19 protein-coding genes are annotated in these 20,056 nt (G+C 72.5%); 11 read left to right on the top strand and 8 right to left on the bottom strand.

Annotation, left to right across the window (positions count from 1 at the left end; all coding sequences use genetic code 11):
- Positions 1-94 precede the first annotated feature (94 nt).
- The 4 genes from ACIQMX_RS06100 to ACIQMX_RS06115 all read left to right on the top strand — a co-directional run bounded on the left by ACIQMX_RS06100 (position 95) and on the right by ACIQMX_RS06115 (position 4,200).
- Positions 95-1,027: an ROK family protein gene (locus tag ACIQMX_RS06100; RefSeq protein ID WP_402475314.1), complete on the top strand. Its 933-nt coding sequence runs from the start codon at positions 95-97 to the stop codon at positions 1,025-1,027.
- A complete protein-coding gene (gene nagA / locus ACIQMX_RS06105; RefSeq protein WP_363077028.1) occupies positions 1,027-2,190 on the top strand; it encodes an N-acetylglucosamine-6-phosphate deacetylase in 1,164 nt (387 codons plus the stop codon). Before ACIQMX_RS06100 ends, nagA begins: the two co-directional genes overlap by 1 nt.
- Positions 2,191-2,339: 149 nt before the next feature.
- Positions 2,340-3,281, top strand: coding sequence for a 1-phosphofructokinase family hexose kinase (locus ACIQMX_RS06110; protein WP_363077030.1), 942 nt, complete (start codon positions 2,340-2,342; stop codon positions 3,279-3,281).
- Positions 3,282-3,336: 55 nt separating this feature from the next.
- On the top strand, positions 3,337-4,200 hold the full coding sequence (locus ACIQMX_RS06115; protein ID WP_363077032.1) for a class II fructose-bisphosphate aldolase: 864 nt from the start codon (positions 3,337-3,339) through the stop codon (positions 4,198-4,200).
- A 159-nt stretch (positions 4,201-4,359) separates the two neighbouring features.
- Here ACIQMX_RS06115 and ACIQMX_RS06120 read toward each other — a convergent pair whose 3' ends face one another.
- The gene (locus ACIQMX_RS06120) at positions 4,360-5,364 is read right to left on the bottom strand and encodes a CBM35 domain-containing protein (protein WP_363077034.1); all 1,005 of its coding nucleotides are present in this window, start codon (positions 5,362-5,364) and stop codon (positions 4,360-4,362) included.
- Positions 5,365-5,528: 164 nt separating this feature from the next.
- Positions 5,529-7,178 (bottom strand): diguanylate cyclase CdgB, encoded by a 1,650-nt coding sequence (gene cdgB, locus ACIQMX_RS06125; protein ID WP_363077036.1) that lies wholly within the window; start codon positions 7,176-7,178, stop codon positions 5,529-5,531.
- Between the two features lie 376 nt (positions 7,179-7,554).
- Here cdgB and ACIQMX_RS06130 point away from each other — a divergent pair, with 376 nt between their 5' ends.
- Positions 7,555-8,061, top strand: coding sequence for a flavin reductase family protein (locus ACIQMX_RS06130; protein WP_363077038.1), 507 nt, complete (start codon positions 7,555-7,557; stop codon positions 8,059-8,061).
- A 120-nt stretch (positions 8,062-8,181) separates the two neighbouring features.
- On the opposite strand, the gene arfB is transcribed toward ACIQMX_RS06130, so the two are convergent.
- Positions 8,182-8,607, bottom strand: coding sequence for an alternative ribosome rescue aminoacyl-tRNA hydrolase ArfB (gene arfB, locus ACIQMX_RS06135; protein ID WP_219571839.1), 426 nt, complete (start codon positions 8,605-8,607; stop codon positions 8,182-8,184).
- A gap of 200 nt (positions 8,608-8,807) precedes the next feature.
- On the opposite strand from arfB, the gene ACIQMX_RS06140 reads away from it, so the two are divergent.
- A complete protein-coding gene (locus tag ACIQMX_RS06140; RefSeq protein WP_328895462.1) occupies positions 8,808-9,383 on the top strand; it encodes a TerD family protein in 576 nt (191 codons plus the stop codon).
- A gap of 333 nt (positions 9,384-9,716) precedes the next feature.
- Complete coding sequence (locus ACIQMX_RS06145) at positions 9,717-11,309, top strand: M4 family metallopeptidase (RefSeq protein ID WP_402475322.1); 1,593 nt, start codon at positions 9,717-9,719, stop codon at positions 11,307-11,309.
- 141 nt (positions 11,310-11,450) lie between these two features.
- Here the strand turns inward: ACIQMX_RS06145 and ACIQMX_RS06150 are convergent, their stop codons facing one another.
- From ACIQMX_RS06150 to ACIQMX_RS06165, 4 genes are all read right to left on the bottom strand, one after another.
- Positions 11,451-12,881 (bottom strand): M1 family metallopeptidase, encoded by a 1,431-nt coding sequence (locus tag ACIQMX_RS06150; protein WP_402475325.1) that lies wholly within the window; start codon positions 12,879-12,881, stop codon positions 11,451-11,453.
- 241 nt (positions 12,882-13,122) lie between these two features.
- Positions 13,123-14,211 carry a YncE family protein gene (locus tag ACIQMX_RS06155; protein WP_402475616.1) on the bottom strand — a complete coding sequence of 363 codons (1,089 nt, stop codon included), beginning with the start codon at positions 14,209-14,211 and terminating at the stop codon, positions 13,123-13,125.
- A 23-nt stretch (positions 14,212-14,234) separates the two neighbouring features.
- The gene (locus ACIQMX_RS06160; RefSeq protein WP_363077044.1) at positions 14,235-14,849 is read right to left on the bottom strand and encodes an ankyrin repeat domain-containing protein; all 615 of its coding nucleotides are present in this window, start codon (positions 14,847-14,849) and stop codon (positions 14,235-14,237) included.
- Between the two features lie 25 nt (positions 14,850-14,874).
- Positions 14,875-15,432, bottom strand: coding sequence for a heme-binding protein (locus tag ACIQMX_RS06165; RefSeq protein WP_363077046.1), 558 nt, complete (start codon positions 15,430-15,432; stop codon positions 14,875-14,877).
- A gap of 221 nt (positions 15,433-15,653) precedes the next feature.
- Here ACIQMX_RS06165 and ACIQMX_RS06170 point away from each other — a divergent pair, with 221 nt between their 5' ends.
- The 3 genes from ACIQMX_RS06170 (at position 15,654) to ACIQMX_RS06180 (ending at position 18,141) form a co-directional block, all read left to right on the top strand.
- Entirely contained in the window at positions 15,654-16,934 is a 1,281-nt protein-coding gene (locus tag ACIQMX_RS06170) for a sensor histidine kinase (protein ID WP_402475329.1), read from the top strand.
- Positions 16,931-17,572: a response regulator transcription factor gene (locus tag ACIQMX_RS06175; RefSeq protein ID WP_363077048.1), complete on the top strand. Its 642-nt coding sequence runs from the start codon at positions 16,931-16,933 to the stop codon at positions 17,570-17,572. The genes ACIQMX_RS06170 and ACIQMX_RS06175 overlap by 4 nt, the downstream gene beginning before the upstream one ends.
- A gap of 71 nt (positions 17,573-17,643) precedes the next feature.
- Positions 17,644-18,141: a hypothetical protein gene (locus ACIQMX_RS06180; protein ID WP_363077050.1), complete on the top strand. Its 498-nt coding sequence runs from the start codon at positions 17,644-17,646 to the stop codon at positions 18,139-18,141.
- A 50-nt stretch (positions 18,142-18,191) separates the two neighbouring features.
- On the opposite strand, the gene ACIQMX_RS06185 is transcribed toward ACIQMX_RS06180, so the two are convergent.
- Positions 18,192-18,902: a pentapeptide repeat-containing protein gene (locus ACIQMX_RS06185; RefSeq protein ID WP_363077052.1), complete on the bottom strand. Its 711-nt coding sequence runs from the start codon at positions 18,900-18,902 to the stop codon at positions 18,192-18,194.
- Between the two features lie 142 nt (positions 18,903-19,044).
- Between ACIQMX_RS06185 and ACIQMX_RS06190 the strand changes: the two genes are divergently transcribed.
- Positions 19,045-20,046 (top strand): zinc-binding dehydrogenase, encoded by a 1,002-nt coding sequence (locus ACIQMX_RS06190; protein WP_402475333.1) that lies wholly within the window; start codon positions 19,045-19,047, stop codon positions 20,044-20,046.
- The last annotated feature ends 10 nt before the right edge of the window (positions 20,047-20,056 follow it).

The raw sequence follows: 20,056 nt of genomic DNA on the forward strand, positions 1-20,056 counted from the left end.
GCCGCCGGGTTGCGGCCCCGATTTTGTATGGATGCGCAACAAACAGCGATAGTGGACTAGACCTATTGGGGGTCGTCGGGCGAAACTGTTTCCCGTGAAACACGTCATCGCCCTCGATGTGGGCGGCACCGGAATGAAGGCCGCACTGGTCGGGGCCGACGGCACCCTCCTCCACGAGGCACGTCGCGCGACCGGCAGAGAGCGGGGTCCCGACGCCGTCGTGGAGTCGGTCCTCGCCTTCGCCGCGGATCTGCGCGCCTACGGCCAGGAGCACCTCGGCGAGAGCGCCCGCGCGGCCGGCGTCGCGGTGCCCGGCATCGTCGACGGCGAGAACGGGATCGCCGTCTACGCGGCGAACCTCGGCTGGCGCGACGTACCCATGCGTCTGCTCCTCGGCGAACGGCTCGGCGGCGTGCCCGTGGCCCTCGGCCACGACGTCAGGACCGGCGGGCTCGCCGAGGGCCGGATCGGCGCGGGCAAGGGCGCCGACCGCTTCCTGTTCGTGCCGCTGGGCACCGGAATCGCCGGTGCCATCGGCATCGCGGGCACCATCGAGGCGGGCGCCCACGGCTACGCGGGCGAGATCGGCCACATCGTGATCCGGCCGGACGGCCCGGACTGCCCCTGCGGCCAGCGCGGCTGCCTGGAGACGCTGGCCTCCGCCGGCGCCGTCAGCCGGGCCTGGGCCGCCGCCTCCGGCGACCCGGAGGCCGACGCCGCCGACTGCGCCAAGGCCGTCGAGTCGGGCGACCCGAAGGCCGTCGCGGTATGGCTCAACGCCGTGGACGCGCTCGCCGCCGGACTCGTCACCGCGCTCACCCTGCTCGACCCCCGCACGCTCATCATCGGTGGCGGTCTCGCCGAGGCCGGGGAAACCTTGTTCACACCACTCCGTGCGGCCGTCGAGGAACGCGTCACGTTCCAGCGCCTGCCCCACATCGTCCCGGCGGCCCTCGGGGACACCGCCGGATGCCTGGGCGCAGGGCTGCTCGCCTGGGATCTTCTCTCCACGGAGGTATCCGCCTGATGGCCGGACGCGCAGACAGCACCGTTCTCGCAGGTGCCCGGGTGGTCCTGCCCACCGGGACCGTCGAGAACGGCCGGGTGATCGTCGAGGGCACCCGCATCGCCGGCAGTCCGGCCGAGGGCGCCCCGACCGTCGACCTGTCCGGCCACTGGATCGTGCCCGGCTTCGTGGACATGCACAACCACGGCGGCGGCGGCGGCTCCTTCACCTCCGGCACCGTGGACGACGTCCTGACCGGCGTCCGCACCCACCGCGAGCACGGCACCACCACGATGGTCGCCTCCACCGTCACCGGCGAGATGGACTTCCTCGCCGAGCGCGCCGGCATCCTCTCCGAGCTGGTCGAGCAGGGCGACCTGGCCGGCATCCACTTCGAGGGCCCGTTCATCTCCCCGTGCCGCAAGGGCGCCCACAGCGAGGGCCTGCTGCGCCACCCGGACCCGGCCGAGGTCCGCAAGCTCATGGACGCGGCGCGCGGCACCGCGAAGATGTTCACCCTCGCCACCGAACTGCCCGGCGGCATCGACTCCGTACGGCTGCTCGCCGAGCACGGCGTCATCGCCGCGATCGGGCACACGGACGCCACGTACGAGCAGACCGTCGAGGCGATCGACGCCGGCGCCACCGTCGCCACGCACCTCTACAACGCGATGCCGGGCCTCGGACACCGCGCGCCCGGCCCCATCGCCGCGCTCCTGGAGGACGAGCGGATCACCGTCGAGCTCATCAACGACGGAACGCATCTGCACCCGGCCGCCCTGGAGCTCGCCTACCACCACGCGGGCGCGCACCGCGTCGCGCTGATCACCGACGCCATGGACGCGGCCGGGTTCGGCGACGGCCAGTACCAGCTCGGCCCGCTCGCCGTCGAGGTCAAGGACGGCGTCGCCCGGCTCGTCGAGGGCGGCTCCATCGCCGGCTCCACCCTGACCCTGGACACCGCCTTCCACCGGGCCGTCACCATCGACCGGATCCCGGTCGGCGACGTGGTGCAGTCCATCTCCGCCAACCCGGCCCGGCTCCTCGGCGTGTACGACCGGGTCGGCTCCCTGGAGCCCGGCAAGGACGCCGACCTCGTCGTCCTGGACGAGGAGTTCCGGCTCAAGGGCGTCATGCGCCAGGGCGAGTGGATCATCAGGCCGCAGGCCGTCCGGCCCGCCTGACCGGGCCGCCTTCCGCGTAACGAAGAGACGGCGGTTGGTCCCGAGGTCTGGGCCGACCGCCCTCTCTTTGACATGATCGCGGAGGAAACCAGCAGGGAAAGCGCGTTCTGGAAAGAGATCCGCGCTCCACGGATCGAGAGGGGCCGAGGGTGATCCTCACGGTCACGCTGAACACGGCACTCGACCTGACGTACGACGTCCCGGCACTCGTCCCGCACGCCAGCCACCGCGTCACCGCACTCTCCGAGCGTCCCGGCGGCAAGGGCGTCAACGTGGCCCGGGTCCTCGCCGCCCTCGGCCACGACAGCGTCGTCACCGGCTTCGCCGGAGGCGCCACCGGAGCCGTCCTGCGCACCATGCTCGCCGCGCTCCCCACCGGCCCCGGGGCCGTCACCGACGCACTCGTACCGGTGGCCGGCGACACCCGCCGCACCCTGGCCGTCGTGGACCGCGCCACCGGGGACACCACCCAGTTCAACGAACCCGGACCGCACGTCACCGCCGACGAGTGGACCGCGTTCCTCACCTCGTACGGCGAGCTGCTCGGCGCCGCCGACGCCGTCGCCCTGTGCGGCAGCCTGCCGCCCGGCATCCACGTCGGCGCCTACGCCGAACTGGTCCGCCTCGCCCGCACCGCCCGCGTCCCCGTCCTCCTGGACACCAGCGGCGAACCGCTGCGCCGCGGCATCGCCGCCCGCCCCGACCTGATCAAGCCGAACGCCGCCGAGCTCGCCCAGCTCACCGGCTCCCGCGAACCGCTGCGCGGCGCCCGCGACGCCCGCCGCCGCGGGGCACACGGGGTGATCGCCTCGCTGGGACCCGACGGCATGCTGGCGGTCTCCCCCGGCGGCACCTGGCAGGCGTCCCCGCCCGCGGCCGTCAAGGGCAACCCGACCGGGGCCGGCGACTCCGCGGTGGCCGGGCTCCTGTCCTCCCTCGTGGAAGGCCTGGACTGGCCGGACCGGCTGCGGCGGGCGGTGGCACTGTCGACGGCGACCGTGCTCTCCCCCACGGCCGGTGAGTTCGACCGCGCGGCGTACGAGGAGCTGCTGCCGCGCGTCGGTATCGAGGAACACGCAGACGCGGCCTGAACGCCGCGTCCCCACCGGACCCGCCCGCCGGGCCCGAGGAAACACAGAGGTCAGCATGCCGCTCGTCAGCACCGGTGAACTCGTCTCCGCCGCCCAGGCCCGGGGACACGGAGTCGCCGCCTTCAACGTCATCACGCTGGAGCACGCCGAGGCGATCGCCGCCGGGGCCGAGCGCGCCGGTGCCCCCGCCATCCTCCAGATCTCCGAGAACGCCGTGAAGTTCCACGGCGGCCGCCTCGCCCCGATCGCCGCCGCCGCCGCGGCCGTCGCCCGCACCTCCGGCGCCCCGCTCGCGCTCCACCTCGACCACGTCGAGTCCGTGGAGCTGCTGCACCAGGCGCACGAGACGGGCTTCGGCTCGGTGATGTTCGACGCGTCCAAGCTGAGTTACGAGGAGAACGTACGGGCCACCGCCGCGGCGGTCGCCTGGGGCCACGAGCGCGGCGTCTGGATCGAGGCCGAGCTCGGCAAGGTCGGCGGTAAGGAAGGCGAGGCACCGCTCGACGCCCACGCCCCCGGTGTCCGCACCGACCCGGACGAGGCCGCCGCGTACGTCCGCGCCACCGGTGTCGACGCCCTGGCCGTCGCCGTGGGCTCCTCGCACGCCATGACCGAGCGCACCGCGGCCCTGGACCACGAGCTGATCGGCCGGCTGCGCGACGCGGTCCCCGTCCCGCTGGTGCTGCACGGCTCCAGCGGCGTCCCGGACGAGGAGATCCGCCGGGCCGTCACGTCCTCCGGCATGGTCAAGATCAACGTGGGTACGGCGCTGAACACCGCCTTCACCGGAGCCGTGCGCGCACACCTGGCCGAGCACACCACGGGCGTGGACCCGCGCAAGTACATCGCCCCGGGCCGCGAGGCGATGACCGACGTGATCAGCCACTTCCTGGGACTCGTGTCCGGCGCCGCGCGCTGATCCGAGCGGCCCCCGCCGCGTCCGCCACCGCACGCCGGTCCCGAACGGCCCCCGTGCGCCGACGGGAACGGGCCCCGTCCCACGCGCTCGGCGTGGGACGGGGCCCGTCATCGTTTGGTCGCTCGCGCGCACCCGCCGGGCGGGGCACGTCCGGAGGACTCAGTCCTTCGCGGGGGTGACCTCGACCCAGTCCAGGATCACGTCGCACTGGTTGCCGTCCTGGCACGAGATGCTGATCTCGTTCTCACCCTTGACCAGGTCGACGGGTGCCCAGGTGGTCTGCCAGTTCTTCTCCCAGTTCGGGTCCGAGGACTGGATGAAGTCCTTGAGCCCGATCGGCTGCGAGTTCGGCTTCCCGTTGACCGTCAGCGTCGCGTTGGCGTCCTTGTCGGGGATCGCGTAGCGCACCGTCAGACGGTACGAACCCGCCTGTTCCATGGCGGCCCGCCAGGTGACGGACGATCCGACGGCGTTGAAACCGGAGACGTAGGAGCCGTCGGGGCCCTCGGCTCCCTTGACGGTCTTGTCCACGGCCGCGGTACCGCCGAGCTTCAGCGACGCCGCGTCCTGCTTCGGCAGCTCGACCGGGGCCTCGGAGCTCTTGGCCGGCTCCGGCGTCGGGGACTGCTCGACCTCGCCGGCCGGACCGGAGGAGGACGTGGCCTCGTCCTTCTTCCCGCCCTTGTCGTCGTCCGTCATCAGCGCGACACCGATGCCGATGAGCACGACCGCGACCACCGCGACCGCTCCGATCAGCAGGCCCTTGGTGTTCGGACCGCCCCGGCCGGGACCGCCGCCACTGCCGCGGCCGCCCTGGTGCGGCACCTGCGCGGTGGTTCCACCGGGGTACGTCTCCGGAGCCGCGTACTGCGCGTTCGGCTGACCGTACTGCGCGGTCGGCTGGCCGTACTGGCCGTTCTGCTGGCCGTAGGGCGCCTGGGGCTGCCCGTACGCCTGCTGCGGCGGCACCTGCCCGTACTGGCGCTCGCCGACGGTCCGCACCTGGTTGTACGAGGTCCGGGGCACGCCGGGCTGCGCGGCGGGACCCGGGTAGCCGTAGCCGCCCTGTCCCGGCGGCTGCGCGCCGGCCGCCTGTCCGTCCTCGTAGAGGTAGCCGAACGGATCGTCGTCCTCGGGTGTGCTCGCGCCGTTGTTCCCGGCCATCCCTGGGTCACTCCTCACCATGTCGCCAGCCGTCGCCGAACCTCGCCAGCCGTCGCCGACCGGCCGAGCCTACCCCGAACGGACCACACCAAGAATTGCCGGAGGCGGGCCGGCAACCGGCGTGAGACAGCCCACGCACCCCCGGAACGACGGGCCGGCGAACGTCAGCCGGCCCTGCGGTGAACCTTGGACCGGGACCGCTTCTCGACGTACATCCGCTGGTCGGCGGAGCGCAGCACCTCTTCCGCCGTCATGCCGCAGGCGGCCCAGCCGATACCGAAACTCGCCCCGACCCGCACCGCCCGGCCATCGACCCGAATGGGCGGAATGATGGCGTTACGCAGGCGTACGGCCAGGTCCGCGGCGTCCGCGGACCCCAGCCCGTCCGCGAGAACGACGAATTCGTCACCCCCGAGCCGGGCGACGGTGTCCCCGTCACGGACACAGGTGGTGAGCCGCCGGGCGACCTCGATGAGAACCGCGTCACCCGTGTGATGTCCGAAGCGGTCGTTGATCGACTTGAAGCCGTCCAGGTCGCAGAAGAGGACGGCGAGACCCTTCGACCCGTCGTCGTTCACCGTGTCCGGTGCGACGGAATGCACATGGTGGTCGTACGGTCCGACGGCCCGCCCGGCGCCGAACCCGTCGGCCGGGAATCCGTGCGCCCGCGCCTCGTCGACGTCCCCGTACGCCGCGTCCAGCGCCTCCACGTCCGTGGAGATCACGGAGTGCGGGCGCTCACACAGCCGCGCGCTGAGCCGGGACCGCAGCTCCGCGCTGTTGGGCAGCCCGGTCAGGGCGTCGTGCGAGGCGCGGTGCGCGAGGTTCAGCTCGTGGCGCTTGCGCTCCTCTATGTCCTCGACGTGCGTGAGGAGGAAGCGCGGCCCGTCCGCGGTGTCCGCGACGACGGAGTTGCGCAGCGAGACCCACAGATAGGTGCCGTCCCTGCGGCCCAGCCGCAGCTCGGCACGGCCGCCCTCGGCGGAGGTGCGCAGCAGGGTCCCGATGTCCTCGGGGTGGACCAGATCGGCGAAGGAGTAGCGGCGCAGCACCGAGGCGGGACGGCCCAGGAGCCGGCACAGCGCGTCGTTGGTGCGCAGCAGCCTGCCGTGCTGGTCACCGCCCATCTCCGCGATGGCCATGCCGCTGGGCGCGTACTCGAAGGCCTGGCGGAAGGATTCCTCGCTGGCCCGCAGCGCCTGCTGTTCACGCTCCAGGCGGACCAGGGCGCGCTGCATGTTCGCCCGGAGCCGGGCGTTGCTGATCGCAATGGCCGACTGCGACGCGTACATCTGGAGCGCCTCGCGGCCCCAGGCACCGGGCCGGCGGCCGTTGCGGGGGCGGTCGACGGATATGACGCCCAGGAGGTCGCTGCCGCCGCCCGAGGCGTACATCGGGGCGTAGAGACGGTCCTGCGGGTGCCACTCGTCCTCGAAGCGGGGTTCGGGGCCCTCGGTGTGCCACTGCGGGACGTCGTCGTCGAGGAGGACCCAGCCGTCGGTGTGGGGTATGAAGCGGAGCTCGTCCCATATCTCGCCCATGGCCAGCCGGCGCTCCCAGGAGGTTCGGGAGCCGACGCGGCCGGTGATCAGGGCCTCGGCGGCGCTGTTGCCGGCGAAGGCGGCGACGACGAGATCACCGTCGGGACGGACGAGGTTGACGCAGGCAAGCTCGTAGCCGAGACCGGCGACGATTCCGTCGGCGACGGTCTGCAGCGTGTCGGCCAGGCTCCGCGCCGTGTTGAGATCGGCTACGGCCTGGTGCAGCTGCCGCATCGTCGCAAGACGGACGTACGGCTCCGACTCGGCCTCCATTGCTCGCACTCCCCGAGACCTCGACAGCACTCCAGATTTCATATCGACGCACTAGACGTACTTACTGCAGTGTCACGGCCACTGAATCACAGTGAGCTGTGCACCCGGTACACAGGGTCAGCAAATATTGCGCTCTGTGACTCAAGTCACAACAGATGGTGAAGGGTCCGTTGTGCCGCCTGTCAGCGGTCCGTCCTTTTCTTGAACGCAAAACGCAAACCTCCTGTCGCCACGGCCCCGCGACGGACAGGTCCTAGGACCTGGGGCTGGTCCCCTGGCCCGATGCGGCGGCCCACGGTACGCGGCTAGCGTTCCCGGTGTGTTGCAGACGAAGCCCCCCGCCCCGCGTCCCGAAGCCGTCCCCCATGCTGAGGGGGTGAGCAACGACGAGTTCCGCGGCGCCCTGGCCCGGCTGGCAGCCGGAGTGGTGCTGATCACCGCGCAGGAGCCACCGCTCGACGAGCACGGACGCGGCGAGGACGTGGGCATGACGGCGACCGCCTTCATGTCGGTCTCGCTCGACCCGCCGCTGGTCACGGTGAGCCTGCGCAACGACTCCCGGATGGACGACCTGCTGGCGGAGCAGCCGCTGTGGGCCGTCTCCGTACTGGCGGAGAGCCAGCGGCACATCGCGGGACGGTTCGCCATGAAGGGCCGGATCAGCGACCGGCTGCTGTTCGAGGACATCCCCTACGTACGCGGGGACGTCACCCGCGCACCTCTGGTCGGGGGCGCGCTCGCGACGCTGGAGTGCCGCACCGAGCAGCGGATCACCGCGGGTGACCACACGCTGGTGATCGGCCGGGTGCTCGGTGCGCAGCTGCCGAGCGAGGACGGCGGCCCGCTGACGTACTTCCGCGGGCGCTACCGGCAGCTGGGCTGACGGCGGCGCGGAGGACGGGCGCTACCCGTCGCGGGCGGCGCTGAAGACGGCGTCACCGGTCGCGGCCGCAGCGGCGCTGAAGACGGCGTCACCGGTCGCGGCCGCAGCGGAAGGCGGGCGCTACCAGTCGCGGCCGGAGCGGCCGCGCTTGGTGTCGCCGCGCTGCTTCTTCTCGCGCAGCCGGCGTTCGTTGATCCCGCGCGGGATCTTCCGTTTGACGCGCGGCTTGGGCGGCGGCGCCGTGGCCTCGGCCAGCAGGGCCGTGAGCCGCACGACGGCCGTCTCCCGGTTGCGCCACTGCGAACGGTGCTCCGAGGAGCGGACCGACACGACACCGTTGACCAGCCGGCTCGCGAGCCGTTCCAGCGCGCGCTCCTTCCAGACCTCCGGCAGCGACTCGGTCGCCGCGAGGTCGAAGCGCAGCTCCACCTGGGAGTCGCTGGTGTTGACGTGCTGCCCGCCGGGCCCGGAGGACCGCGAGAAACGCCACATGAGCTCGGCCTCCGGCAGGGAGACCGCACCGCGGATGAAATAGGGCCCGGACATGACACCCATGTTCCCCGCACCGCGCACGGTTCGTCACCTCCTTTTGCCGCAGGCCTCCTCCGTCCGCGCGCACCCCGTCATCAGTTCGGTAAAGAAAGTAAAGGCGGAAGGAACCTCACGGTCCCCTGCTTGCGTTAGGAACTGTGACGGTAGCTTCGTGATGGCACGAAGCCCGCACCGACAGATGAAAGGGACTTCCCATGGCAGTAAGCCTGTCCAAGGGCGGCAACGTCTCCCTCACCAAGGAGGCCCCCGGCCTCACCGCCGTCACGGTCGGCCTCGGCTGGGACGTCCGTACCACCACCGGCACCGACTTCGACCTCGACGCCTCCGCGATCGCGGTCAACGCCGCGGGGAAGGTCTTCTCCGACGGGCACTTCGTCTTCTTCAACAACAAGGCGACGCCGGACCAGACCATCGTGCACACCGGTGACAACGTCACGGGTGAGGGCGAGGGCGACGACGAGCAGATCAACGTCAACCTGGCGGGCCTGCCGGCCGACATCGACAAGATCGTCTTCCCGGTGTCGATCTACGACGCCGAGACCCGCAGCCAGAACTTCGGCCAGGTGCGCAACGCCTACATCCGCATCCTCAACCAGGCCGGCGGCGCCGAGATCGCGCGCTACGACCTGAGCGAGGACGCCGCCACCGAGACCGCCATGGTCTTCGGCGAGCTGTACCGCAACGGCGCCGAGTGGAAGTTCCGCGCCGTGGGCCAGGGCTACGCCTCGGGCCTGCGCGGCATCGCGCAGGACTTCGGCGTCAACCTCTGACGCTCAGCACCACCGCTTCACAGGAGCCCCCGGCCGAACGTCCTGCGGCCGGGGGCTCCGGCATGTCCGCGTACGGCGGGGTGCGCGGACGCCTCGTCCGCCATGCCGGCACACCGACATGTCCACGTACCACTGAACGCGCCCGACGCGGCCCGCGACACGCGGTGTTGTCCCATCGATGGGAGTCCGCCGGATAGCGGACACAGACGCATCCCAGTCGGACAAGAAACGGTCAAAGAATTGTGAGGTAATTGTTGGTACACCGTCAAAATTGGTCATTCGGTGGCACGCTCCCTGCTCGTAACCCCCCACGGAACGAGCAACGGAGAACGCATGACCCCCCACATGAACACCCGTCGCGCCGCAGCCCTGGCCGCCGTGGCCGCGATGGTCGTCGTCGGAGTGCAGACCGGTGCGGCGAACGCCACCCCGGGCGCCTCCGACGGCGGTTCCTCCGCCTCCCCCCGCACCACCTCCCCCACCTCCCCCGCGTTCAACAGCGCCTCCGCACGTACGAGCGCCATCAAGTCGGCCCAGACCGACGCCTCTTCGGCCGCCACCGCCCTCGGGCTGGGCACCCAGGAGAAACTGATCGTCCGTGATGTGATCAAGGACGCCAACGGCACCGTCCACACCCGCTACGAGCGCACCTACGCCGGACTGCCGGTCCTCGGCGGCGACCTCGTCACCCACACCGCGAGCAGCGGCAAGCTCAAGGGCGTCACCAAGGCGACGAAGGCCCGGATATCCGTGCCGTCCACGACGGCGAAGATCAGGACGGCGGCGAGCGCCCGCAAGGTGATCTGGGCGCGCGGCACCACGCCCGTCCTCGCCTTCGAGACCGTGAGGACCGGTGTGCAGAAGGACGGCACCCCGAGCCGGATGCACATCATCACGGACGCCGTCACCGGCAAGAAGCTGCACAGCTACGAGGCCATCGAGACGGCGGGCGTCGGCAACAGCCAGTACAGCGGCACCGTCGACCTCTCCACCACCGCGTCCGGATCCGGCTTCGAGCTGACCGACGGCGACCGCGGCGGCCACAAGACGTACGACCTGAACCAGGGCGAGAGCGGCACCGGCGACCTCGTCACCGACGAGGACGACACCTGGGGCGACGGCACCGGCGACGACCGCCAGACCGCCGCGGTCGACGCCCACTACGGTGCCGCGAAGACCTGGGACTTCTACAAGTCGGCCCTCGGCCGCGACGGCATCGCCGGTGACGGCAAGGCCGCCTACTCCCGGGTCCACTACGGCGACGCGTACGTCAACGCGTTCTGGGACGACAGCTGCTTCTGCATGACGTACGGCGACGGCGCCGACAACAAGAGCGCCCTCACCGGCCTCGACGTCGCCGGCCACGAGATGAGCCACGGCCTGACCGCCGCCACCGCCAACCTCGACTACGCCGGGGAGTCCGGCGGCCTCAACGAGGCGACCAGCGACATCTTCGGCACCTCCGTGGAGTTCTTCGCCGACAACGCCACCGACGTCGGCGACTACCTCATCGGCGAGAAGATCGACATCAACGGCGACGGCACGCCGCTGCGTTACATGGACGAGCCCAGCAAGGACGGCGGCTCGGCCGACTACTGGGACAGCAGCGTCGGCGACCAGGACGTGCACTACTCGTCCGGCGTCGCCAACCACTTCTTCTACCTGCTGGCGGAGGGCAGCGGCGCGAAGACGATCAACGGCGTCGACTACGACTCCCCGACCTCCGACGGCTCCACCGTCACCGGCATCGGCCGGGACAAGGCCGTCCAGATCTGGTACAAGGCCCTCTCCGAGTACATGACCTCCACCACCGACTACGCGGCCGCCCGCGTCGCGACCGAGAAGGCGGCGACCGACCTGTACGGGGCGGACAGCGCCGAGCTCGCCTCGGTCAGCGCCGCCTGGACCGGCGTCAACGTGAAGTAGCCCGCCCCGCACTGCCCCGGGAGCCGGCCCGCCGTCCGCGGCGGGCCGGCTCCTGCGTTCCCGCAGCCGGCCGGCCCGCACGTTCACCGGGGCCGGGTCAGCCCGGCCCAACAGGCCCACCCCCGCGCCCCCGGAGCCGGGTCAGTCGTCCGCGGCGGGCCGGTCTTTGCCGTACAGCCAGGTCTCCCACAGCTGCGACAGGTCCTCGCCCGTCTCCTCCTCGACATACGCGGTGAAGTCCGCCGTCGAGGCGTTGCCGTGCCGGTGCGCCTTCGTCCAGCCGGCGAGCAGCGCGAAGAACTCCTCGTCGTCGTCGACCGCCTCGCGGATCTTGTGGATCACCATGGCCCCGCGCCCGTACACCGGCTGCTCCGAGATGTCCGCGGCGCTCGGCGGATCGGCGGGCGGGAAGGCCCAGTTGTCCTCGTCCTTGTACGCCGCGTCGAACGACTCCTGGGCCGGGACGTCCTGCTTCTCCTCCTCCCAGAGCCACTCCGCGTACGTCGCCAGGCCCTCGTTGAGCCACATGTCGCGCCAGGTCGCGGGCGTCACCGAGTCGCCGAACCACTGGTGCGCCATCTCGTGGACGAGCAGAGCGACGCTCGGCGGGCCGGGGAAGAACGGGCGGTTCTGCGTCTCCAGCGCATAGCCGGAGTCCCCCTTGCGGTCCACGATCGCGCCCGTGGCGGAGAACGGGTACGGGCCGAAGTGCTCGGCCTCCCACTTCACGACCTCGGGGACCCGGGCCAGCGTCCCCGCACTCGCCTTCGCCGACTCCGGGTCCACGGCGGTGAACACGGTGATGCCGTCCGCCGTCGTCGACGTCTTCGTCGTGAACCGGCCGACGGCCAGCGTCGCGAGATAGCTCGCCATCGGTTCGGCGGTGTGCCAGCGGTAGGTGGTGCGTTCCCCCGCCGCCGTCGGCGGCCCGGCCGGCACCCCGTTGGAGACCGCCGTCAGCCCCTTGGGGACGGTGACCGTCAGGTCGTACGAGGCCTTGTCGCTCGGGTGGTGGTTGCCGGGGAACCAGGCCATCGAGCCCGTCGGCTCCCCGAGTGCGACCGCGCCGTCGTCGGTCGGCAGCCAGCCCTCCTCGGAGTCGTCCGCATCGGTGATCGTGCGCGGGGAGCCGGAGTAACGGACGACGGTACGGAACGTCTCACCCCGCTGGAGCCGGTCCTCGACCTTCGCGTCCGTACGCAGCGTCAGCTCGTTGCCCGCCCGGTTGACGGCTGCCGGACGCCCCTCCACGGTCGCCGAGTCCACGGTCAGACCGGCGAGGTCGAGGTTGAACGCACTCAGGTCCTGGGTCGCCCGCGCGGTGATCACGGCGGTCCCGCGCAGCGTCTGCTCGTCCGGGTCCACATCGAGCGTGAGGTCGTAGTGCGTGACGTCGTAGCCGCCGTTGCCGAGCTTCGGGAAGTACGGGTCGCGCAGGCCGGAGGCGCCGGGCTTGCCCTCCACCCCGCCGCTGCCGGCGGAGCAGGCGGGGGCGAGGACGGCGAGGGCGAGGAGCAGGGCGGCGGACCCGGCTGCCCTGCGGGGTGCGCGTGCCGGGGGTCGGTGATCCACACCGGTGATCCTATGTGCGGAATGTCGGAGTCCGGGGACGGCGGGACAGTGGCGGAGCCTTTCCGGTCCTCGGAGCACCACGATGCCCGGCGACCGCCCGCCTTCCCGGTACTCAGAGCACCGCAATGCCCGGCGGCCGCCCGCCTTCCCGGTCCTCAGAGCACCGCAATGCCCAGCGGCCGCCCGCCTTCCCGGTCCTCAGAGCACCGCAATGCCCAGCGGCCGCCCGCCTTCCCGGTCCTCAGAGCACCGCAATGCCCAGCGGCCGCTCGCCCGCCGCCAGCCGGACCGGGTCCTTCTTCCCGGCGAGGTCCACGACCGTGATGCCGTTCCAGTACCCGTCCCGGGTGAAGCCGCCGGTGACGTACGCCGTGCGGCCGTCCGCGGACACCGCCACGTCCTCGTGCGGGCCGTCCAGCCCGATGACGCGCTCGGTGCCGTCCGGCTTCCGGACCGTCAGCGACGCCTCCTCGTCGTCGGAGGCGATCGGGCCGGTGCCGACGACGAGCAGCGTGCCGTCGGGGGCCGTCGTCGCGCCGTGCTGGTGCGTGTTCGCCGTCATCGGCTCGACCGTCACCTCGCCGGTCCGCGGATCGAGGACCGCCAGCCGCTCGCCCTCGAACGGCAGCAGCAGCTTCCCGTCGGCGGGGCGGACGGCCGCGTAGTGCGGCTTCAGCCAGGAGCCGAGACCGCCCTCGGTGCCGTACGGGGCCACCTCCGTCCGCCGGGTCCGCAGGGTGTCCGTGCGCACGGACGTCACGTCGAAGGAGTCGTGGCCGGTGGCGTACACCTCGTCGCCGTCGGGCGAGACGTCCACGTCGAAGGGCCGGCGGCCGACCGGGGCGGTGCCGGTCACCTCGCGGGTCCCGGTGTCGATCACCTCCAGGACCCCTTCCGTGTCCGGGACGTTGACGCCGACGTACACGTGCCGGCCGTCGGGCGCCAGAGCGATGCCCATGCCGCCGCCGCGGTACTCGCCCGTGGTGACGGGGCCGGTCTCCGTCGCGTACGGGATACGGGCCAGCCGGGTACGGGTCCGCGTGTCGACGACCGCGACGCCCTCGGCGGTGGCCACCCAGGCCCGGCCGTCCGCCCCGACCACCAGCCCGTACGGAGCGGCGCCGACCTCGACCCGGTCGAACGCGCCGCGTTCCGGATCGACGAACGTCACCGTGTCACCGCCGAAGTCGGCGACCAGGAGCGTGCCGTCGGGGGTGCTCCCGGCCGGGGCCCGTACCGAAGAGGTCGCCGCCGGGCTCTTCGCAGCCGGGGCGTCCGGCGTGCCCGTGGCCTGCCCTGCGCAGCCGGCGAGCACGGCCGCGGCGGCCATCAGGAGCACCGCGCGACGGGCACTCACCGGGGCTCCCGATCGCCCGGGGCGCCCCGCAGCAGCGCCGCGATCTCCGCGAAGCCGCGGCGTTCCGCGTGTGCCAGGGCCGTGACGCCGTCGCCGTCCGGCAGCCCGGGCGCCGCCCCGGCGGCCAGCAGCAGCTCGACGATCTCCTGGTGCGCGCGGCCTCCGTCGCCGAGGATCACGGCCTCCAGCAGGGCCGTCCAGCCCAGCCGGTTGACGTGGTCGACGTCGATGTCCGTGACCCGGAGCAGCTCCCGTACGTACGCGACGTGGCCCCGCTCGCTCGCCGGGATCAGCGCGATGCCGCCGAACCGGTTGCGGAGCTTCAGGTCGGGCCCGGCCGGCAGCAGGACGTGGAGCATCGCGACGCTGCCCGTCACACCGGTGGCCAGCCACGGGCTCTCCTCCCGGCTGTCCTGCGCGTCCGGGTCGGCACCCGCGTCGACGAGCAGCCGCGCGGTCTCCACATGGCCGCCGTGAACGGCCAGGAGCAGCGGGGTGCGCAGCTCCTCGTCCCGGGCGTCCACCCGGGCTCCGCCCTCGACCGCGGTCCGCACGGCATCGGTGTCGCCGGCGCGTGCGGCGTCGAGCAGCTGCTGATCGAGGGCGTTCATATCCGTCTCCTGCGGTTGGCTTCGACTACTTGGCGAGGGCGGCGACGCCGGCCCGGGCGAACTTCTCGTCGAGGTCGCCGCTGGGCGCGCCGGCCACTCCGATACCCGCCACCGGGGCGCCCTTGACCTGCACCGGGGCGCCGCCCGCGAGGAACAGGGTGCCAGGGATGTCCTTCAGGTTCGGGGCCTGGGCCAGCCGTCCGGCCAGCTCCGAGGTCGGGGCGTTCCAGGACACGGCGGTGTACGCCTTCTTCTCGGCGGACTCGTACGCCTGCGGGCCCGCACCGTCGCCACGCAGCGTCAGGATCGTGTTGCCGTTGCGGTCGACGACGGAGACGGCGACCCGCTGGTTCTCCTTCTCCGCGGCGTCGAGGGCGGCCTGCGCGGCCTTCGACGCGGCGTCCACGGTCAGGTGCGTGGACTGCTGGAGGTTGCGGTTCGCGGTGTCCGCCTTGACGGTGGTGGCGGGCGCGGCGGCCGGGGCGGAGGCGCTCGCGGACACGGCACCGAAGGTTCCGGCCCCGAGGGCGGCGACGGCGACGGTACCGGTCAGGACACGGGTGCGCAGCGACATCTTCTTCATGGTGGGCTCCTCAGCGGGGTGGTGCGTGGCTTCTGCGTTCTGTGTTCCATCCTTGGGCCGGTTCCGGGGCCGTACGGTCGTCGTACCGGCTCGACGCCGCACGCGGGACGGCTGACGGCCCCATCGGCCGATCGGTTGATGCGGGGACGCCCGTTCGGGGTGACGATGAAGGTCCGCGCAGGTCAGGAGCAGGGCCCGGGCAGGTCAGGCAGGGGTACGAGGTGGAGCAGCGGTACGAGGTGAAGCGGCGGGGCCCGCTGCCGCCCGGCACCGGGCAGGCCGGCGACCCCGGCACCCGCGGGCTCGCGCTGCTCATGCACGCCGCGTTCTTCCTGCTGCTGGGCGCCTCGCTGACCCGGTTCCTGCTGCGGCACCCGGGCGAGACGCGTACCCCGTGGATCATCGGGCTGTCCGTCGCCCTCGCCGTCCTGTACGTGGTCGGCCCCGTCCTCGGCTCCCGCCCGACACCGCGCCGCCTCGTCTGGCTCGGGGTGCTCGTCGCCGTGTGGATGGTGCTGGTCGTCCTCGCACCGAGCTTCGCCTGGTGCGCGGTCCCGCTCTTCTACACGGGGCTGCGCATCCTGCCGCCGCGTGCCGCGCTCGCGCTCGTCGCGCTGCTGACCCTGTTCGTCGTCGCCGCGCAACTGCGGCTGGCCGACGGCTTCGACCCGAACCTGATCCTCGCCCCGCCCGCCGTCGCGGCCGTGGCCACCGCCGTCTTCATCCACATGCAGCGCCAGGCCGCCACCCAGAGCGCACTCATCGACGACCTGCTCCGCACCCGCCGTGAACTGGCCGCCACCGAACGGCGCGAAGGCACCCTCGCCGAACGCCAGCGGCTCTCCATGGAGATCCACGACACCCTGGCCCAGGGGCTGTCCAGCCAGCAGATGCTGCTCCAGGCCGCCGACCGCACCTGGGACGCCGACCCGGCGACCGCCCGCCGCCACGTCCGTACCGCGACCGGCATCGCGGAACGCAACCTCGCCGAGGCCCGCCGCTTCGTCCACGACCTGGCCCCCGCCGACCTCGCCGAGGGCGGCGGCCTGGAGGCGGCACTGCACGCCCTGGCCGCCCGCGAGACCGCGCAGACACAGGGCCGGCTCACCGTCCGCTGCCACGTCGAGGGCACACCCCACGCCGCCCTGCCCGACCGCGTGCAGTCCGCCCTGCTGCGGATCGCCCAGGGCGCCCTGGCCAACGTCACCGAGCACGCGGACGCCACCGAGGCGGCCCTGACCCTCACCCACCTCGACGACCGGACCGTCCTCGACATCGCCGACAACGGCCACGGCTTCACGCCCGGCCCACGCACCGGAGCCCCGGACGGTGTCCGCGGACACGGGCTGCCCGCGATGCGCGCCCGGCTCCAGCAGCTCGGCGGCACCCTGGCCATCGAGTCCGCGCCCGGCGAGGGCACCGTGGTGACCGCCGCCGTCCCCCTCACCGGCGAGCCGCCCACCGCCCCCGCCCCCGCCCCGACCCCCCAGGACTCCCCATGACCGCTGCTCCGCGTCCGCCCGTCCGGATCCTGCTCTGCGACGACCACGCCGTCGTGCGCGCCGGACTCCTCGCCCTCCTCGGCAGCGAGCCCGACATCGAGGTCGTCGGCGAGGCCGGCAGCGGCGAGGAGGCCGTCGCCCTGACCGCCAGGCTCACCCCCGATGTCGTCCTGATGGACCTCCAGCTGGGCGAGGGCATCGACGGCGTGGAGACGACCCGGCGCATCGTGACCGGCACCGCCGGCGCCCACGTCCTCGTCCTGACCACGTACGACACCGACGCCGACATCACCCGCGCCATCGAGGCGGGCGCCACCGGCTACCTGCTGAAGGCCGAACGCCCCGAGGAGCTCTTCGCCGCGATCCGCTCCGCCGCCCAGGGCCGCACCACCCTGTCCCCGCCCGTCGCCAGCCGCGTCATGGCCCGCATGCGCGCCCCCCTGCCCACCCTCACCGACCGCGAACGCGACATCCTCGGGCAGCTCTCCCAAGGCCTCGGCAACCGCGACATCGCCCGCGCCCTCTTCATCAGCGAGGCCACCGTGAAGACGCACCTGGGCCGCATCTACGACAAACTCGGCGTCGACACCCGGGCCGGCGCGGTCTCCGTCGCCAAGGAACAACGGCTGCTGCCCTGAGCAACCCCCCGCCCCCGCCTCCGGCCGCCACTGATGCGGAAGCGGAACACCGGGCATGACACCATCGAACCGTGCTCGACATCGGCTACTCCCTCTCCCGACGCTTCCCCGATCCCCCGCAGACCGACTACCGCCGAGCGGACGTCCACGCGCTGCGCCACGATCTGTTCTCCGGGGACGTCTACCTCGCGGACACCAAAGAGGACCGCGAAGTATCCACAGCCTGGGGATGGGTGCCGGTTCTCGACTTCGCCTGGGCCCTGTGCGACATCGTCGAACAGCTCGACCAGGACCCCCGCGGCAACCGCTCCCACCGCCGCCAGTTCGCCGAACTCGACTTCACCGAGTCCTCCGACCGCATGCTCTTCGAGCGCCGCTTCGGCTGGGTCGACGTCGAGGCCGACTGGATGCCCGCCGAGGAAGCCCCCCTCACCTTCAGCCACTCCCTGCTGCGCCGCGAGGCCCGCGATTTCCTGCACGACCTGATCGCCGACCTCGCCGACATGCACGAAGGCCTCGCCGACAACCCCACCGTCTGGGATCTCCAGGCCCGCTTCCCCCGCCTCTGACCGGGCCGCGGGCCCGGCTCCGTCACGCCTCCACCCGCCCGGAGGCCCCCTCACGCCTCCACCCGCACCCCGATCTGCGCCGCGAACGCCGGAGCCAGCTCCATCAGCTGCGACGGACTGATCACCGCGCCGGCCAGCCGCTCCACGCCCCGTGCGATGTCCAGCTCCGCCACCGTCCGCAGATCAACCGAATCCATCCGCACCGCACTGAAGTCGGCCCGCTTCAGCACACAGTCCCGGAACTCCACCCGGGTCAGCTGCGCCTCCCCGAAATCCGGCTCCGACAGCACACACCCCTCGAACACCACGTCCTTCAGACGGGCCTTCCGCAGATTCAGGTAGTCGATCTTCCCGCCCCTGAACAGGACCCGCTCCAGCACCGCGCCGTGCATCTGCACCCCGCCCAGCCGCGCGTCCACGACCTCCACATCCCGCAGCGCGACCCCCGCGAGATCGGTGCCCACCCCCCGTACCCCCGTCAGCACCGAGTCGATGAACCGGGCCCTGACCAGCTCCGTGCGGTCTAGGGCGCAGCCGTCCAGCGCGCAGTCCATGAAACGCGCCCCCGGACCCGACTCGTCCGCCAGATCCACCGCGTCGAACCGCACACCGTCGTAATCCCCGTCCGGCTCCAGCCCACCGCCCTCGTACGCCACCAGCGGAGGCAACCGAACCTCCGGGCGCCGCGCCTCGGCGACCTGGCCCTTCGCTCCCCGGCCGGCCCTGCCCGTACCGCCACCACTACCGCTGCTGCGCACCATTGCCCCATCGTGACGCACACCACTGACAACGCCCCGCCGGTCCTCGCCGGAAACACCCCCGCGCCCGGCACACCGCTTGACCTCAAGCGCACCTGAGGTCCGAGGGTGGGCACACCGAGACCCACACCCCGGGGAGCCCACCATGCACGCCGTCCGCCTCCACGCCTTCGGCCCCGCCGAGAACCTCATCTACGAACACGCCGACGACCCCGTCCCCGGCCCCGGCCAGGTCCGCATCACCGTCCGCGCCGCCGGCGTCCACCTCCTCGACACCGCCCTCCGCCAGGGCATGACCGGCCCCTTCCCCGCCCCCGCCGAACTGCCCACCATCCCGGGCCGGGAAGTCGCCGGAACCGTCACCTCACTCGGCGAAGGCGCCGACCCCGACTGGCTCGGCCGTCGCGTCGTCGCCCACCTCGGCACCGTCCCCGGCGGCTACGCCGAACTCGCCGTCACCGACACCGGGAGACTCCACGCCCTCCCCGACGGACTCGACGACGCCGCGGCCGTCGCCATGATCGGAACCGGCCGCACCACCCTCGGCATCCTCGGATTCACCCCGCTCGGCCCGGACTCCGTCGTCCTCGTCACCGCGGCCGCGGGCGGCATCGGCACCCTGCTCGTCCAGTACGCCAAGAACGCCGGAGCCACCGTCATCGCCCTCGCGGGCGGCCCCGCCAAGGTCGCCCACGCCCACGCCAACGGCGCCGACCTCGCCGTCGACTACACGCTCCCCGACTGGCCCCGTCACGTCCGCACCCGCCTCGACGTCCTCGGCCGGCCCGCCACCGTCGTGTACGACTCCGTCGGCTCCACCACCGCCCGCGCCGCCGTCGACCTCCTCGGCAAGGGCGGACAGCACATCGTCTACGGCTGGTCCGGCAGCGGACTCCACGACGGCCGCCCGCTCACCTTCACCGACGACGAACTCGCCGCACGCGCCATCACGTCCGAGAGCGTCCTCGGACCGGCCATGCTCCAACGCGGCGGCGGCCTGCGCGCCCTAGAAACCCGCGCCCTCGCCGAAGCGGCAGCCGGACGGCTGCGCCCCGCGGTCCAGCGCTACCCGCTCGCCGAAGCCGCCGCCGCCCACCGCGCCCTAGAAACCCGCGGCACGACCGGCAAGGTCGTCCTCATCCCCTGAGCCGGACGGG

The sequence above is a fragment of the Streptomyces sp. NPDC091416 genome, from assembly GCF_044756845.1.
Lineage (GTDB): Bacteria > Actinomycetota > Actinomycetes > Streptomycetales > Streptomycetaceae > Streptomyces.